16 protein-coding genes and 1 tRNA gene are annotated in these 15,801 nt (G+C 42.1%); 2 read left to right on the top strand and 15 right to left on the bottom strand.

All coding sequences use genetic code 11. The features are described 5' to 3' along the window. Nucleotides 1-973 precede the first annotated feature (973 nt). The 3 genes from LI074_RS15550 to LI074_RS18015 form a co-directional block, all read right to left on the bottom strand. Complete coding sequence (locus LI074_RS15550; protein ID WP_008707965.1) at nt 974-1,510, bottom strand: nitroreductase family protein; 537 nt, start codon at nt 1,508-1,510, stop codon at nt 974-976. Nucleotides 1,511-1,572: 62 nt separating this feature from the next. Next, nucleotides 1,573-3,015, bottom strand: a complete 1,443-nt coding sequence (locus tag LI074_RS15545; RefSeq protein ID WP_118593313.1) for a L,D-transpeptidase family protein — start codon at nt 3,013-3,015, stop codon at nt 1,573-1,575. A 138-nt stretch (nt 3,016-3,153) separates the two neighbouring features. Beyond that, nucleotides 3,154-3,267, bottom strand: coding sequence for a DUF6783 domain-containing protein (locus tag LI074_RS18015; RefSeq protein WP_306452295.1), 114 nt, complete (start codon nt 3,265-3,267; stop codon nt 3,154-3,156). On the opposite strand from LI074_RS18015, the gene LI074_RS18235 reads away from it, so the two are divergent. Next, nucleotides 3,214-3,354 (top strand): DUF6783 domain-containing protein, encoded by a 141-nt coding sequence (locus LI074_RS18235; RefSeq protein WP_306797806.1) that lies wholly within the window; start codon nt 3,214-3,216, stop codon nt 3,352-3,354. The two genes, LI074_RS18015 and LI074_RS18235, sit on opposite strands and share 54 nt — an antisense overlap. Here LI074_RS18235 and fba read toward each other — a convergent pair. Further along, the gene (fba, locus tag LI074_RS15540; RefSeq protein ID WP_022379939.1) at nt 3,337-4,200 is read right to left on the bottom strand and encodes a class II fructose-1,6-bisphosphate aldolase; all 864 of its coding nucleotides are present in this window, start codon (nt 4,198-4,200) and stop codon (nt 3,337-3,339) included. The two genes, LI074_RS18235 and fba, sit on opposite strands and share 18 nt — an antisense overlap. A 268-nt stretch (nt 4,201-4,468) precedes the next feature. On the opposite strand from fba, the gene LI074_RS15535 reads away from it, so the two are divergent. Next, nucleotides 4,469-4,550 (top strand) — tRNA-Tyr (locus LI074_RS15535). Between the two features lie 119 nt (nt 4,551-4,669). Here the strand turns inward: LI074_RS15535 and LI074_RS15530 are convergent. The 11 genes from LI074_RS15530 to LI074_RS15480 form a co-directional block, all read right to left on the bottom strand. Then, the gene (locus LI074_RS15530; protein WP_082433233.1) at nt 4,670-6,805 is read right to left on the bottom strand and encodes a glycoside hydrolase family 13 protein; all 2,136 of its coding nucleotides are present in this window, start codon (nt 6,803-6,805) and stop codon (nt 4,670-4,672) included. A 351-nt stretch (nt 6,806-7,156) separates the two neighbouring features. Further along, nucleotides 7,157-9,010, bottom strand: coding sequence for an ATP-dependent zinc metalloprotease FtsH (gene ftsH, locus LI074_RS15525; protein ID WP_055054071.1), 1,854 nt, complete (start codon nt 9,008-9,010; stop codon nt 7,157-7,159). 16 nt (nt 9,011-9,026) lie between these two features. Then, nucleotides 9,027-9,557 (bottom strand): hypoxanthine phosphoribosyltransferase, encoded by a 531-nt coding sequence (hpt, locus tag LI074_RS15520; RefSeq protein ID WP_020993437.1) that lies wholly within the window; start codon nt 9,555-9,557, stop codon nt 9,027-9,029. Further along, on the bottom strand, nt 9,550-11,007 hold the full coding sequence (gene tilS, locus LI074_RS15515) for a tRNA lysidine(34) synthetase TilS (protein ID WP_118614833.1): 1,458 nt from the start codon (nt 11,005-11,007) through the stop codon (nt 9,550-9,552). The genes hpt and tilS overlap by 8 nt, the downstream gene beginning before the upstream one ends. A gap of 40 nt (nt 11,008-11,047) precedes the next feature. Then, the gene (locus tag LI074_RS15510; protein WP_008707956.1) at nt 11,048-12,541 is read right to left on the bottom strand and encodes a SpoIIE family protein phosphatase; all 1,494 of its coding nucleotides are present in this window, start codon (nt 12,539-12,541) and stop codon (nt 11,048-11,050) included. A gap of 186 nt (nt 12,542-12,727) precedes the next feature. Next, complete coding sequence (locus LI074_RS15505) at nt 12,728-13,042, bottom strand: FtsB family cell division protein (RefSeq protein WP_022380528.1); 315 nt, start codon at nt 13,040-13,042, stop codon at nt 12,728-12,730. Further along, nucleotides 13,003-13,461, bottom strand: a complete 459-nt coding sequence (yabQ, locus tag LI074_RS18010) for a spore cortex biosynthesis protein YabQ (protein ID WP_118614835.1) — start codon at nt 13,459-13,461, stop codon at nt 13,003-13,005. The genes LI074_RS15505 and yabQ overlap by 40 nt, the downstream gene beginning before the upstream one ends. A gap of 3 nt (nt 13,462-13,464) precedes the next feature. Next, a complete protein-coding gene (yabP, locus tag LI074_RS15495; RefSeq protein ID WP_008707950.1) occupies nt 13,465-13,746 on the bottom strand; it encodes a sporulation protein YabP in 282 nt (93 codons plus the stop codon). Between the two features lie 156 nt (nt 13,747-13,902). After that, complete coding sequence (locus LI074_RS15490) at nt 13,903-14,142, bottom strand: RNA-binding S4 domain-containing protein (RefSeq protein WP_008707948.1); 240 nt, start codon at nt 14,140-14,142, stop codon at nt 13,903-13,905. Between the two features lie 87 nt (nt 14,143-14,229). Beyond that, complete coding sequence (locus tag LI074_RS15485; RefSeq protein ID WP_008707945.1) at nt 14,230-14,508, bottom strand: HU family DNA-binding protein; 279 nt, start codon at nt 14,506-14,508, stop codon at nt 14,230-14,232. A 141-nt stretch (nt 14,509-14,649) separates the two neighbouring features. Then, complete coding sequence (locus LI074_RS15480; RefSeq protein WP_243281269.1) at nt 14,650-15,648, bottom strand: phosphotransferase; 999 nt, start codon at nt 15,646-15,648, stop codon at nt 14,650-14,652. Nucleotides 15,649-15,801: the final 153 nt, after the last annotated feature.

The raw sequence follows: 15,801 nt of genomic DNA, 5'->3' as shown, positions 1-15,801 counted from the left end.
AGAATTTTCGAGAATCGTATGTGTTTCACTGTTTAGTTATCAAGGTTGTCTGTCTTGCGACAGCTTGTTTACTTTATCACATCTCTTTTTCTTTGTCAAGAACTTTTTTCAAAGTTTTTCGAACTCTTCCGGATTTCCGAACTGTTCTTCTGATCTGTGATTGTCAGCTCTGTTCAAGCGACTTGATTACTTTAACATATTCATTTTAAGTTGTCAAGCACTTTTTTAAATTTTCTTTTTTCTTTCAGAAATTATCTTAAATTGTCTCTTTTCAAGAAACAATTATTTCCGACAGCTCAACTAATATAACACCGAAAGCAGCCCCTGTCAACAGTTAATTTCATAATTTGACAAACTTTTTATATTTTCACCCCAATCTCCACTAAATCCCCAGCAACCATCCAGTCTATCTTACACCTGAATTCCAACCATCCTCCCTATCTATCCTTCCTATATTATACAGCATCCATATACCATATATACACAACATCCCGTACCCTTCATACTATATATAGGAAACTTTTCTATTCCACAAAACTAACAGACCACCATCTCTCTTCTCTTTCAGCCACCAGTCACAGCCAACAGCCAGCAGCCCCAAACAATTCTCTTCGGCGACATTTGCAGGGTCTTTAGAAAATCTTAGCCCGGGAAGATCAGCGTTATTCGCAGATCACTCACTGTCTGAGCCGCTTCGCGGCGAGTTTGAGTTATCTGCGAATGCTTTTAGCTGATCTTCCCGGGCTTAGTTTTTCTTAAGACCCGAAACCGAGCCGAAGAGAATTGTTTGGGACTGCGTCCCCCTTTTAGCAGACTTCCCAGCCTTAGCTTTTCTTAAGGCCCGAAACCGAGCCGAATAAAATTGTTTGGGGCTGCGTCCTCCTTTTAGCAGACTTCCCAGCCTTAGCTTTTCTTAAGACCCAAAACCAATCCGAAAAGAATTGTTTGGTGCCACATCCCCCTTTAACTGATCTTACAAAAACTTCACTATCTCTTCTGTATCTTTCCTTTTTGGCCGTCCAGGCTCTTCCCCCGGAACTCCTACCGCAATTACCCCAACAACAGTCTCCGTCTCCGGAACAGAACAAAATTCTCTGATCTTATCCGCATCCCTGATTCCCATAATAAGAGTTCCATATCCCAGTTCTTCAGCCTTTAATATCAGGTTCTCATTCTGCAGCCCAAGATCATAACATCCCCATCCATTTCCAATTTCATTATCCGCTGTTCCATCTTTCTGAAAACCTGCTCTGTTATGTACGAAAGTACTAACCAACAACACTGCATTCTCACATTTCCCTGCATTCATTTCCGGCAGACATTCCCGTCTGAACTGTTCCACATTCTTTTCGTCCATAATACAGTAATAACGTCCTGTTTGAGAGTTCTTCCATGAAGGCGCCTCCTGAGCTGCTTTTATCATACTCAAAATTTCATCTTTCGTCACCGTATTTCTCTCTACATATTTACGAACACTCCGTCTCTTTTCTATCAGATTCTGAAATTCCATATTTTTATACCTCTTCTATTCTTTCTCTTTAATCAGATAGATAAAATCCATCCTATATATCTTTAATAAATAATAATAGGATATCCTCCATCTATCGTATTATATATCAATGCCGCCTGATCTTCCGGCAGATTGATACAGCCGTGACTTCCATGTCCTGTCTTATATCGGTTTCCACCAAATGCAGACTGCCATGATGCATCATGAAGTCCCTGTCCATAAACAAACGGCATCCAGTATTTTACCGTTTCCGCATATCCATATTCTTCACTGCTTAACGTAAACGGACTAGCCTTATATGCAATCGGCCATGCTCCTCTGTAAGTCTCACGTTCCGGTGTGGGTGCACCGCTGACAATATCTGTTTCAGTAACCAGCGCACCATCTTTATACAGCCATAAATGCTGTGAATCAAGACTGACTTCTATATAACTGCCTGCCAGGTCATCTGTTCCGTTTCTCTTCATGCCACTGCTGCTGTACACCGGCTCTCTGGATACATTTTCACCACTTTTAAGATCTTCAAGAAGCTGTGTCAGCTCTGCATCCTGATCGATCCTGTATCCATATTCATTATCAGAAACCGTAACATCCGTTCCCAACGATGTATGAAAAGTACGCGGCACATAAATAGTATTATATTTATTTGCCATATTCGATATGTAATCTGCAGCCGCATCCTTATCAATGCTTATACCACTATTTTTAATCTGCAGCCAGGAACTGATCGTGTCTGAATCCAGCACCTGCGTTTCCTCACCAAACAGATAAGAAACTGTTGTACTGCGGTATTTTTTCAACAGGCTGTTTAACTTCTTCACCTTCTGCTTCATTTCGCCTGATTCTTCAATATCCGGCTGCCGGTAAACTTCCTCGTTTAATTCCATCTTTACATCAGATGTAAGCAATTCTGTTTCGAAATCTTTATCCAGAGTTTCCTCCACATAGCTTAATAGCCTGTTTTCATCAATCTGATTTCCGGAAACCTGTTTCACCAACACATATTTCTGTTTCTTTTTACTATATCGGATATGTGCATCCGTAGGTTCTGTTCTGTCTTTTTCATCAAAATGATCCGCAGACAATGCTGCCTGTTCCTGCGCTTCATCTCTGATGATCTGATAATCAATCTTATAATCTCTCTGTGATGCAAAAAGTTTAAATGTCCCGCTTCTCTCCTGTTTCAATGTTTCCAGTGCACTTTTCAGAATGTCCTGATCCAGACTGTATCCCAGTTGTTCCATTGAAACATTATAAACATCCTTTCCATCTTCATGAAATGTTATTTTTTTATTCTGAAATGCTTCAGATATTTTCTGCTGCGCTTCTCCCACAGTAAGCTTCGATACATCTAACCTGTACACACTCACTTTCCTTCCCAGTGTGACAGTATCCACATGATGTATGTAAGCAGCCAGACCGATTCCCGCTGTCACGATCATCACGATACATATTACAAGAATCACTTTCAGCTTCTTTCTATTTAAGGCTTTTTTCTGTTCCATCCTTTGTTCTGCTACTTCCTTTCACCTTATTTTAGATATCTGCAATTATTTTATTATATAGAGAGATAAAAATCAATTTGTAAAATGCAGTTCGCCTGTTGTTACTGTTCACTCCGTTCTCAGTAACGTAGCCAAAATTCATTCCAGATAGCAACCGCCTGTTACTTTAGAGCGTTTCTGAAAAATCATTCCTGCAATCTGCACGCCCCACTTTGCGGTATATTTTGTCCGAGTTCGGTTGTCGTAGCCCATCAGGTTTTTGAGTCCATAAAAAAATCCCACATCACAAGGATGCGGGATTTTTTACTTATGAGGTTATCATCAGGCTTTATTAACTGATCCGAATAATTCCATTTTTTCCTTAACAGTAGCTTTGATTGCTTCGAAGCCAGGTGCAAGAAGTTTACGAGGATCGTATCCTTTACCCTGCTGATCTTTTCCTTCTTCGATGTATTTACGTGTAGCTGCTGCGAAAGAAAGCTGGCATTCTGTGTTTACATTGATTTTGGATACGCCAAGGTCGATAGCTTTCTTGATCATATCTGCCGGGATACCTGTGCCACCGTGAAGTACCAGAGGCATCTCTCCTGTCAGTTTCTGGATAGCATCCAGAGTCTCAAAGCTTAAGCCTTTCCAGTTAGCCGGATATTTTCCATGGATGTTACCGATACCTGCTGCAAGGAAATCAATACCAAGGTCTGCGATCATCTTGCATTCCTTAGGATCTGCGCATTCGCCCATTCCTACAACACCGTCTTCTTCACCACCGATGGAGCCAACTTCTGCTTCCAGAGACATTCCGTGTTCAGCAACGATCTTAACCAGTTCTTTAGTTTTTGCAACGTTTTCTTCGATCGGGTAATGAGATCCGTCGAACATGATGGATGAGAATCCTGCTTCAACGCATTTTAAGCATCCTTCATAGCTGCCGTGGTCAAGGTGAAGAGCTACAGGAACAGTGATGTTCAGTTCTTCCATCATTCCGTTAACCATACCAACAACTGTTTTATAACCTGTCATATATTTACCAGCACCTTCGGATACACCAAGGATTACAGGAGAGTTCAGTTCCTGAGCTGTTAAAAGAATAGCCTTTGTCCACTCAAGGTTGTTGATGTTGAACTGTCCAACTGCATAATGACCTGCTTTTGCTTTTTTCAGCATTTCTGTTGCATTTACTAACATGATAAATTCCTCCTAATCTGTAGTAACTGTGTTCATTCTCAGTTACCCTAATCAATCTCCGATATGGAATTACATCTATATCCAGATATGGTTATATTACCAGATTTCTGCTTTTTCGTCTACTCTTTTGCCAAAAAAATAACAAACAAAATTCCCCGGAAGATATGCAAAAAAGTCCGGCAATACACAATATATAATAATTTTCTGCAATTTATAAAAAAGTGCTTGCATTATTTAAATATTTCATATATAATAAGTTTCGGTTTAAGGATGGATTCCCGAGTGGCCAAAGGGGGCAGACTGTAAATCTGTTAGCAACGCTTTCGAAGGTTCGAATCCTTCTCCATCCATCAAAAGGTTCAGACATTTGTCTGGATCTTTTTTTGTTATATTATAAAGCGGCAGCCCCTTCTTCCGCAAGAGGCTGCCGTCCGGGTCAGGCGGATAAGATCATCCGCTTCGCATTTTGTTAATTTTTATGATGTAAGACCACTGCGCCAAATGCCGGCATTGTGATCTTCAGAATTCCGGCTGCTGCTGTGTATTCTTTACATTCTTCCGTAAATCCCACTGCAGATGTCATGACAACACGTTTCAGCTTTGTATCTTCCAGACGGCTGATTCCTGCCTGTTCTAACCGTATCTCCACTTCCCTGCCTTCTTCCTGATTATTTACGATCACAATTATCTGTTCATCATGAGAAAATCTCGCATAACAAAGTCCCTGATAATCATTCCAGAGAAATCCCAGTGATCCCGTTTTTAACACTTCATATTTCTTATGGATACGGATCATTACCCTGTGGAAGTCGATCATCTGATAATCCTCACGTCCCCAGGGATAAGTACGTCTGTTATCCGGATCTGTGAATCCACAGAGTCCTGCCTCATCTCCGTAATATACAGTCGGTGCGCCCGGCCAGGTCATCTGGATGGTAACCGCCTCACGCATAACTGCCGGATTTACTCCCTCAGATGCCGCCTCCGGACCTGCATAGGAAATTCGTCCTACCCTGTGATTGGTTCTGGTCAGGAATCTGGAATGGTCATGATTTGACAATTCATTCATGGCTGTCTGAAGTGCAGACATATGAAGCGCTCTCATGTGCGTTTTCATAGCTCCGATAAAAGCCTCACTGTTTCCTAACAGGTCTTCACGATACTCGTCACTGTGCTTCTCCATACCTGTCAGGAACCAGGTCAGCGGCTCCATAAATGCGTCATAGTTCATGACTGTATCCCATTCATCACCTTTCAGCCAGCCTTCCGGATTACCGTAATGCTCTGCCAGGATAATGGCATTTGGATTGGCAGCTTTCACTGCCTTCCGGAAATCTTTCCAGAACTGATGGTTAAAATCATTGCTGTGTCCCAGATCCGCCGCCACATCCAGTCTCCAACCGTCTACATTATAAGGAGCAGATACCCATTTCTGTCCAACACGAAGAATATAATCATAAAGTTCTCTGGAACCCTCATAATTTAATTTAGGCAGTGTATCGTGTGCCCACCATCCATCATAGGAGGTGTTATATGGCCATGCATTAGGATCATTAAAGGAAAAGAAATTACGATAGGGACTGTCCGCAGAAACATAAGCTCCTTTCGGATATCCTTCCTGATTCTCATAAATACGTTCTCTGTCCATCCACTTATTAAAAGAACCGCAGTGATTGAACACACCATCCAGAATGATCTTCATTCCTCTTCTGTGGATCTCTGCTGTCAGTTTCGCAAAAAGCTCATTACTTGCTTCCAGATTCTTCTTATCTGTCACACGTTTGATATATTTCCATGCATGGGAATTATCATCGTCATCTCCAAGAAGGATTCCCTCATTACAATCTTCTACAATCCTGCCGTAATGTGGATCCACATAATCATAATCCTGACAGTCATACTTATGATTACTTGGAGAAACAAAGATCGGATTTAAATAAATAACCTCGACTCCCAGATCCTGCAGATAATCCAGTTTGTTCATAATTCCCTGCAGGTCACCGCCGTAAAATTCACGCACACCCATCACTGCCGGAATCTTATTCCACTGTTCTACCTGTACACTCTTATCTCCAATATAATGATATTCTCCGGTCACAACATCATTGGTAGGATCTCCGTTAAGAAAACGGTCTACATAAATCTGGTACATTACCGCACCTTTGGCCCACTTTGGAGTATCAAAGCCCGGATAAATCTCAAAATCCATCCTGCCCTCATGTTTCATACAGACTCCCTGATTATTGTAATAACAGGTTACCCATCCATACTGTATCTCAAAATAATAACGGAAGATGTCCTCTCCAATCGTCACCTGGGCAGAATAATAATCAAATCCGTTCTCTGTCCCGCAAATCTCCATCTGCACACGCTGCTCCTGGCTTACCAGATATACAGAATCCACATTATTTCTCTGGGTACGGAATTTGATCGTTACTGTATCTCCTGCCTTTGGTTCTGCAGGTATTCTGTAATATTCTGTTCCGTCACTGAAAAGCGCCTCTTTATTAAACACAGGACGCATATTCAGGATGTACTGCATTCTTTTTTTTATATCTGCTTTTTCATGTTCCATTTCCGTCCAGTCCTCTCTGTCATTTATCATTTTATTATTTTATCCTAAAATAAACCATCTGACAACCATCTGTTTTTCCCAAAAATACTTATATATTCAGTGATTCTGCACAACCATTCATTCTGTCACAGTATTTCGGACTGCCGGATTCCGGCGAAGCAGATATTTCATTGCTGAAAATAACGTAAACAGTAATGATATTTTAAGACAGTAAAAAAGCCAGCGGGATAAGCTGGCTTTTTTGGAGAAGGTATTTCTTCTTATGGGGTGTAGCAAAAACTATATAATGTATTGGGGGGTTTTTACGGTTTATATAATACCATGAGGCAAGAGAAAAGTGTGCACAAACTTCACAAAATTTGGCACACTTTTTTGTATACATTATATACTGTTGTTTTCTGTTTCCGGATTTTCTGTTGTAAAAAGTGCTTCAAATTCGTCTCTGTGCACCTTTTCCTTCTCGAGAAGAAGACTTGCACACTTGTGCAGAACATCCTCATGTTCCAGAATAATTTTCTTTGCCTGGTCATGACATTCACTGATAATACGGCGGATTTCTTCATCAATGGACTTGGCAACATCCTCACTGTAACTTCTGGTATGAGCCAGGTCTCTGCCGATAAATACCTCGTCATCGTCATCACCATAACAGATAAGACCAAGTTTATCAGACATTCCGTATTTCATAACCATACTTCTGGCTGTCGCAGTTGCACGTTTGATGTCATTGGATGCACCAGTCGTAATATCTCCGAAGATAATTTCCTCTGCTATGCGCCCGCCTAACAGTGTCATAATATCCTGAAGCATTTTTCCTTTGGTATTAAACATCTCATCATTATCCGGAAGAGGCATGGTGTAACCTGCTGCTCCCATTCCTGTCGGGATAATGGAAATCGTGTAGACAGGATCCATATCCGGAAGTACATGAAACAGGATCGCATGTCCGGATTCATGATACGCGGTGATCTTTTTCTCTTTCTCAGAGATCACCTTACTCTTCTTTTCTGCACCGATGCCTACTTTGATAAAAGCACCTTTGATATCAGACTGAAGGATAAATCCTCTTCCCTTTCTCGCTGCTTCAATGGCAGCTTCATTCAGAAGATTCTCCAGATCTGCACCTGTAAATCCTGCTGTTGTTCTGGCAATCTGAGCCAGATCTACATCCTCTCCAAGAGGTTTGTCCTTGGCATGAACGCGGAGAATTTCCTCTCTTCCCTTCACATCCGGACGTCCCACTGCAACCTTACGGTCAAAACGTCCCGGACGCAAAATTGCAGGATCCAGGATATCCACGCGGTTAGTCGCTGCCATCACAATGATTCCCTCATTCACACCAAAGCCATCCATCTCTACCAGAAGCTGGTTCAGTGTCTGCTCTCTCTCATCATGTCCGCCGCCCATACCGGTTCCACGCTGTCTTGCAACCGCATCGATCTCATCAATGAAAATAATACATGGTGCATGGCGTTTGCCTTCTTCAAAAAGATCACGCACACGTGATGCACCTACACCGACAAACATTTCCACAAAGTCAGAACCGGAAATGGAGAAAAACGGAACTCCCGCTTCTCCTGCCACTGCCTTTGCCAGAAGTGTCTTACCAGTTCCGGGAGGGCCTACAAGCAGCACACCTTTCGGAATCCTTGCGCCTACTTTTGTATATTTCTGTGGAGATTTCAGGAAATCTACCACCTCTACCAGATCTTCCTTCTCCTCCTGCAGACCTGCTACCTTGTCAAAAGTAACTTTCTTATTATCATCCGGAGATGACATTCTTGCGCGGCTCTTGCCGAAATTCATCATCTTGGCATTTCCGCCGCCACCGCCACCTGCCATCTGGCGGTTCATCATCATGATCAGAAAGATCACAAGGGCACCTGTGAGAAGAACCGGAAGTAAGGTTGTCAGAAATACATTGTCTCCGGGTACATCCTGAGTTGTAATATCAATATCGTATTTATTCAACAGTTCGATTGCCTGATTGACATCTGTCACATAAACCTTCTTCTGACCGGAGTCAGTAGTATCTACGATCACAGAACCTGTAGGCACTTCTCTGTTCTGTTGAATTGTCGCATCAACCACTTTGTTGTCTTCAAGAGCCTGCTCCAGTTGCTTCTGTGTGTAATTACTCTGGGAAACCACCTGGTTATTCAGATAAAAATAACCGGCTACCAGTGCAATGATCAGCACCAGATACAGACCAATTCTGCTTGGCTGTTTATTCACTTACTTAAATCTCCTTTCAGTCTTCCCCCAGTTCCACTACTCCTATGAATGGAAGATTCCTGTATTTCTGTGCATAGTCCAGACCATAGCCAACTACAAACTCATCCGGGATGTTAAAGCAGCAATAATCAACTCTTACATCTCTGACTCTTCGCTCCGGTTTGTCCAGCAATGTACACAGACGGATGCTGTTTGGATTTCTCTGCTTCAGAATTTCGATGAGATAACTTAATGTTCTTCCTGAGTCAATGATATCCTCTACGATCAGAACGTCCTTTCCTTCCAGTGGCTGGTCAAGGTCTTTGACGATCTTTACAACACCGCTGGACTTGGTGTCATCACCATAACTGGATACAGACATAAAGTCAAGAGAAACCGGCACTGTGATTCTCTTTGCAAGTTCACAGGTAAAGAATACACCACCTTTTAATACACAGATTAAATGGATTTCCTTGCCTGCATAATCCTTGCTGACCTTTGCTGCGATCTGCTTAATACGGGAATCTACTTCCTCTTCGCTGAGTAAAACTTTGATTTTCTCACTCATTTTCGTTTCCTCCTTGGTAATTTAATACTAACACCTTCCTGGTTTGGGGGTTAATTTTATACCTCTCATTCATCCTACTTCCCACCATCCAGAGGATTTCTTTTCCACATGCGATCAGCGGAATGCTGTCTCTGTATTTCGACGGGATTTTCTCATCGATCATACAGCGGTTCAGCTTCTTTGTGTTCCCCTGCGCATTGATAACCATATAATCTCCTGTCCGTCTGGTGCGAATATACGGATTCTTTTCTATTTTATCATAATCCATCCATTTCGTATACTTTTTTTCTTCAATCTTCTGACCTTCATACAAAAATATTTCTGCCGAAAAAATTCCCAGCGGACTGGTCACAGTCCCCGGAATTCTGATTTTCCATTCCCTGTCTGATATATTTTTTCCGCAAACTGTTTTTCCGTTTTGGATATCTGAACCTTTATGCTTTTCACCGATCATCCCGGCTGACTTCTCCTCTCCGTACCGACAAAGTCTTACTCCCTCGTAATCTCTTCTGGCTTCCATGTGATAAGGAAGGCTGATCCGTCTTCCAGTCTGCATTTCATAAAGTTCCAGAACCTTCTCATAGTGAACAGCCGCCAGATCCTTCCGTCTGCCTGCCAGCTGTTCCATCGCCTGTTGTAATGCATAAACCTGAATGATCTGAGGCTCCATAAAAAATTTTTCAGTAAAGTAATATTCCTTACCTTTATGAAACTCGCCCAAAACCAGGCAGCTCTGCTGCGTAAGATATTCCTCTGCCTGGGAAATCCTTGCCGCAGTCTCTGCCATATGTGCCGCTGCCTTTCCATTGACCTGCTGTTCCAACATAGGAAGAATATGATGTCTGATTCGGTTTCTGGTATATTCATCTGACAGATTGGTGCTGTCCTGAATATGAGAAATCTTCTTTTCTTTCAGATACTCTGCAATTTTGTCCCGGTTTAAGCACAGAATCGGGCGGATAATCTCTCCGTCTACAGGGCGCATGGTGCATAGTCCCCGCAGACCTGTTCCTCTGCACAGATTATGAAGCATAGTTTCCGCAAGATCCTCCTGATTATGCGCTAATGCAATTTTTATCTCACTGTCCTTTCTCCCACAGACGGCAGCTTCCCTCTGAAAAGCTTCTTTTCTTACAATCCTTCCCGTCTCTTCCTCGCCCAGCTTCCACTCCCGGCTCAATCCCGGAACATCATAACAATAAACAGTACATGGAATCTGCCACTTCCGGCATATGTTTTCCACAAAGCTTTGGTCCCTGTCCGCTTCCTTTCCACGTATTCCATGATGTATATGGACCACTCTCAATGTAAAATCCAGTTTTCCCTGAAGCTCCTTTAAAATGCGGAGCATTGCCATAGAGTCACTTCCGCCGGACACTCCTGCCAGGACCACATCATTTTTTCCGATCATCCTGTTTTGTTTTATATAAGCAAGAATTTCTCTTTCCATTTTTATCCTGATTTCCTTTTCTATTTTAGTATCCGCAGCATTATTTTTTCCACACGCCTGCCACCAGCACTGTCATATCATCCCGTGCATGATAATCGCTGTATCCCAACACCCGTTCCAGTATTCCCCTGCCGAAATCTTTCGGTGATTCCTCGTGAACATCCATAATGATTTCTTTCATGGTTTCCTCCTCTTTCTGGTCAGGCAATGCATCCAGGACTCCATCTGTCATCATGATCAGGTAATCCCCATGGTACAGCTTTCTGGTAGCTGTCTCAAAATCAATCTGCTGTACAAGCCCTGCGGCCAGACTTTCAGAAGTAATAGATTCCACCCAGTGATCTCTTTTGATAAATGTAGACGCTGCCCCCGCCTTCAGAAAATTGCAGATTCCTGTATACAGGTCCACTGCGCAGATATCCACTGTAGAAAACATACCCTCCTCTCCTTTGAGTACCAGAGCAGAATTTACCATCTTTGCTGCCGTTTCCTGGGAAAATCCTGACTCCATAAACTGTTCCAGAAGTTCCACAACTGTCTCGCTCTCCCTGCATGCTTCCATCCCTGAGCCCATGCCATCCGAAAGGCACATAACAAACCTGCCGCCATCCTCCTGTCTGCATATATAATTATCTCCGGAAACCTTCTCTTCTTCTCTGGTAAGCCTGGCCGTTCCATAGAGAACCTGATAGCTTACATCCTCAGCAAAATGTACAGTGTGATATTCTCCGTTTACAATACATCTGCTCCCATTTACAGGTACCATGGAAATTTCACAGTATTTTGAAAGAAGCTGTGCGATCTCTGTCATGGAAATACACTGACCGCTTCTGGCACGCATGGTGAGAAAAATCTGTTTACGTCCTTTCACCTTATTCATCATCCATGCCCTGCGAAGGATCACATGGCTCTTTCTCAGTCCCTTGCGAAGTTCTTCTTCAAACTGCGGCGTTACTCGCTCCAGGTCATACAAATCACTGGCTACGTTCTCCATGATATGTGAGACTTCCATAAGCTGCTGTGCTACTGCCAGCCGATTCTCGATCATACGGTTATCCCACATCAGGTTCTGCCTTTCTTTCTGAAAATTCTCTGCAACCGTCTCATAATACTGTACGGAACGGGGACATATGCCTGTCCAGTCAGCGCGGATGCCTCTGACATTTTCCTCGTTTCCACTCTCCATGGAACGTACCAGTGCCTCCACTCCTTTCACCAGTTCCTGACTGTGTTCTCCCCAGCAGATTTCCCTCTGATAGCATCTGCTGCATACCTTTGCATTTGTATCCTCAATGATCTGCTCAACCTGCCTGCTGCTCAGATAATCTTTCCGATAAGGCATCCCGTAGAAAGTATCTGCCAGTTTCTGAAAAGATGCCGCATACTTCTCCACCCTCTCTTTCTGAGGATGGCCCTCCTGCAGAGACGGCAGTTCTTCTGTATCCGGCAGATTTTCTGCTAAAATAGTTTTTGCCATGTCCCGTATGATCAGCATAATGCTGATAACGAGCATGGCAATCATCCATTCCTGCATATTCTCCCCTCCCCTTATTCATTCCCTGTATATAGCAGACTACTGCATTTTTATCAGAGAATCTCTATAACTGTTCAACAGTCCTCTCTTTCACAAAGTACTAAACAGTTACAGATATTATATGGAAGGGTTTCTGAAATATCTGTCAAACGCAGACGAATCCTTCGCAAAAGTTTTCGACATTTATTACTGCTGTTTCTTAAAAACAGTCTCATTGTCCTTCACAAGTCCCAGTTTCTCTCTGGCAACCTCTTCTGCATATTCGTCTGTCTCCATATATTTCTTTAATTTATCAATTTCTTCTGTACGTGTCTGCTCATCTTCAATCTGTTGCTGAAGAGTGGCGGCCTTAGCATCATATCCTGTGAGGCGTTCCTTAAGGTCATTACTTTCTAGCATCAGTCCTCCCAGAAGGACTAAAACAACCAGCGCAATCGCAATCATTCCAAGAGAGTTATACCCTACTTTCTTTTTTTTCTTCCTTTTCTTAGAATTACCCAATTTGCCAGCCTTCCTTTTTTAGCATATTTATACGCTTTATACCACAGGAGTTTACATCTTTTGACCGGAAATAGCAACCATTTTATCAAAAATTTAATAATTATTACAGGAATCTCCATAAATTTCGTACAGCATTTTACAAAAATATCTCCTAGAATCCTGTGGCAGATATACGCTCCGGATAAAAAGCCTAAAACCAAAAAAAACCGCAGGATCCCTTCATTGCTTCTGTAAATCTCCGAAAAAACAAAAAAGGCACAACAAAGCCAGTATAGAATGTCTTCCGTCCCGACAGCTTTATCCGAATGTGCAAAAACATTCCTGAATGCAGCCAGCAGATCATAACACAAAAGGAGAACAGCACCCACAGCTATTGTCCGGAGCAGCAGAAGTAATTCATGATGAATAAATGCACTCATCTCTCACCGGAACATCCTTCTAAATAAGGATTCATCCCTGTTATCTGTATTCTTTGACAGATAGGTAAGACTGTCCACTTTTCCCTCCAGATCTACTTCTCCCTTTTCCAGATCAAGCTGCTTCACATGAAGCTGTTCTCCCTTTATTACAAGTTTCCCTGCCTGTGTAAAAAGCAGGATTTCTTTTTCATCAAAGGATTTAATATCCTTTACCCCGGTAATTCTCCCGTTCTGACGGTTTTCCAGCATCAGGCTGTGAGTTGAAAGTATCTTCTTCTCTTCCACAGACGCCTCCCGGTCACAGCCTCCGGAAACTATGACCTGCCAATCTATTACTTATCAGTAGTTTATGTGCCGGAAAATGGAAATAGACAATAAAATGTTAAAAATTTATATGTTCCCACTGCACAAATGCCAAAAGCTGCAAATTACCATCCGGAATCAAAGATATTTGTACATACTCTCTACATCTTCTTTTTTGACAGTTTCTTTTACATCCAGTACTTCTACTTTGACATTCTTACTTCCGAACTGGATTTCAATAGTATCTCCCGTCTTTACCTGTACAGATGCCTTGGCAGGCTTATCGTTGACAAGAACTCTTCCTGCATCACATGCTTCGTTTGCCACTGTACGGCGTTTGATCAGACGTGACACCTTTAAGTATTTATCTAATCTCATATTTTACTCCTGTAAATGGATACTCACGAATTACTCCGCCGGAGTATCAAAAAAGGGGAACTTTCGTTCCCCCGGTTATCGCCTTTATTATTTACCGTTAACCATATCTTTTAATGCTTTTCCAGCTTTGAATTTCGGTGATTTAGAAGCTTCGATTTTCATAGTTTCACCAGTCTGAGGATTTCTTCCCTCGCGAGCAGCTCTTTCACTTACTTCAAATGTACCAAATCCTACTAACTGGATTTTTCCGCCATTTTTCAGTTCTTTAGAAACGACATCAACGAAAGATTTCAGAACGTCTTCTACGTCCTTCTTGGATAAGTTTGTCTCTTTCGCCATAGCTGCTACTAATTCTGTTTTATTCATGGTGTTTCCTCCTCTAATGATCTCTTTCTTGTTTGGTGGCATCTGCCAAAAGCGACAGAGCTCTATCCTCTATATATATACCTTTTTCCCCATATTGTCAAGGTTTTTCGTAACTGTTCCGCACAACTGTTCAGCTCTGTATTACTGAGGATAATCCCTGAAACATTCCTCTGCAAAATTCTCCCAGATTTCTCTCTGTCTGATAAGATTCTGAAGCTTTTCCACATTTTTCTCTGAAATCCACACCTTTTTGTGTGAATAATAATAATTTGCCAGTTTCCAGTATTTTTCAGGATAAGTGAAACGTACACGCAGATTTTTCCACTCTTCTGCCGAGATTGGACGGATTTTATGATATTCCCTGAGCATTTCCCCTGCCAGTTCCAGATTCCAGTTATATTTCTCCAGTATTTTTCTCATAAAACGATACAAATCTGCTACCTGAATATCAAAACTCCAGTGACCAAAATTTGTGACTGCCGTCCCCAAATGATCACCTTTCAGCATCAGAATATTATGCTGATTATATTCTCCATGACATACCTGTCCTTCCCGCCATGCCCTTTCCCTGAGATCATCATAATCCGTCTCGTCCAGAAGCTTTACTGCATACTGTGCCCTTTCAAGAAACTGCTCCACACTTGCCAGATAATTTTTCTCAAATACATTGGATGCTCCTTTGTTCCGTATAAATTTGCGTATCTTACGAAGCTCCTGATTGTGCCGGAGATATTCCTCCCTGAGAGATCTTTCCCTGTATTCCTCCACAGGTTCCATTTTCATTAAAATATGTAACCTTGCCAGTGTCCGGACACTTTTTAAAATATCTTCCCGGGATTTTGTGTCACACTCTTTTCCTTCATACCAGTGCTGGAGTGTAAACCTTTGTTCAGTCTTATCTTTACTGACCAGACTTTCCTGATTATTCCGCAGAAAATAATCGGTATTTATACCATTTTCCTGAAGTCTCATCAAAAGCTCCTGCTGTTTTTCCAGCTTTTTTTCAGAACCGTGAAATTCCCTCAGGATCAGAAGTCCCTGAGCTGTATAGCAGAGTAAAGCTCCTCTTGTCCTTGCAGAACGGTCTGCTGTCAGCTCATACTGAGCCAAAGTGCCAAGTCCGTAATCATACAATGACATATCCCCCTCTTAATCATCTTAATTCTTTCTATACATATGAAGAAAATCCGGTGGATATACCCCCGGATTTTCATAGAGCCACTGTTATTTACTATATTCGTTACTGTTCACTCCGTTCACAGTAACGTAGCCAAAATTCATTCCAGATTGCCT

It is taken from the genome of Blautia sp. MSK18_10, assembly GCF_020553185.1.
In the GTDB taxonomy this organism is placed as follows: domain Bacteria; phylum Bacillota; class Clostridia; order Lachnospirales; family Lachnospiraceae; genus Blautia_A; species Blautia_A wexlerae.
This window is presented reverse-complemented; position numbering and strand designations above follow the sequence as displayed.

Excerpts from the sequence above, each read along its gene's own strand:
- LI074_RS15480 (WP_243281269.1), bottom strand. The coding sequence starts at position 15,648 with ATGTCATTGTATGATTACGGACTTGGCACTTTGGCTCAGTATGAGCTG.
- LI074_RS15550 (WP_008707965.1), bottom strand. The coding sequence starts at position 1,510 with ATGGAATTTCAGAATCTGATAGAAAAGAGACGGAGTGTTCGTAAATAT.
- LI074_RS18015 (WP_306452295.1), bottom strand. The coding sequence starts at position 3,267 with ATGGGCTACGACAACCGAACTCGGACAAAATATACCGCAAAGTGGGGC.
- LI074_RS15530 (WP_082433233.1), bottom strand. The coding sequence starts at position 6,805 with ATGATAAATGACAGAGAGGACTGGACGGAAATGGAACATGAAAAAGCA.
- fba (WP_022379939.1), bottom strand. The coding sequence starts at position 4,200 with ATGTTAGTAAATGCAACAGAAATGCTGAAAAAAGCAAAAGCAGGTCAT.
- LI074_RS15510 (WP_008707956.1), bottom strand. The coding sequence starts at position 12,541 with ATGCAGGAATGGATGATTGCCATGCTCGTTATCAGCATTATGCTGATC.
- yabQ (WP_118614835.1), bottom strand. The coding sequence starts at position 13,461 with ATGAGTGCATTTATTCATCATGAATTACTTCTGCTGCTCCGGACAATA.
- LI074_RS15490 (WP_008707948.1), bottom strand. The coding sequence starts at position 14,142 with ATGAGATTAGATAAATACTTAAAGGTGTCACGTCTGATCAAACGCCGT.
- hpt (WP_020993437.1), bottom strand. The coding sequence starts at position 9,557 with ATGAGTGAGAAAATCAAAGTTTTACTCAGCGAAGAGGAAGTAGATTCC.
- LI074_RS15545 (WP_118593313.1), bottom strand. The coding sequence starts at position 3,015 with ATGGAACAGAAAAAAGCCTTAAATAGAAAGAAGCTGAAAGTGATTCTT.
- LI074_RS15485 (WP_008707945.1), bottom strand. The coding sequence starts at position 14,508 with ATGAATAAAACAGAATTAGTAGCAGCTATGGCGAAAGAGACAAACTTA.
- tilS (WP_118614833.1), bottom strand. The coding sequence starts at position 11,007 with ATGGAAAGAGAAATTCTTGCTTATATAAAACAAAACAGGATGATCGGA.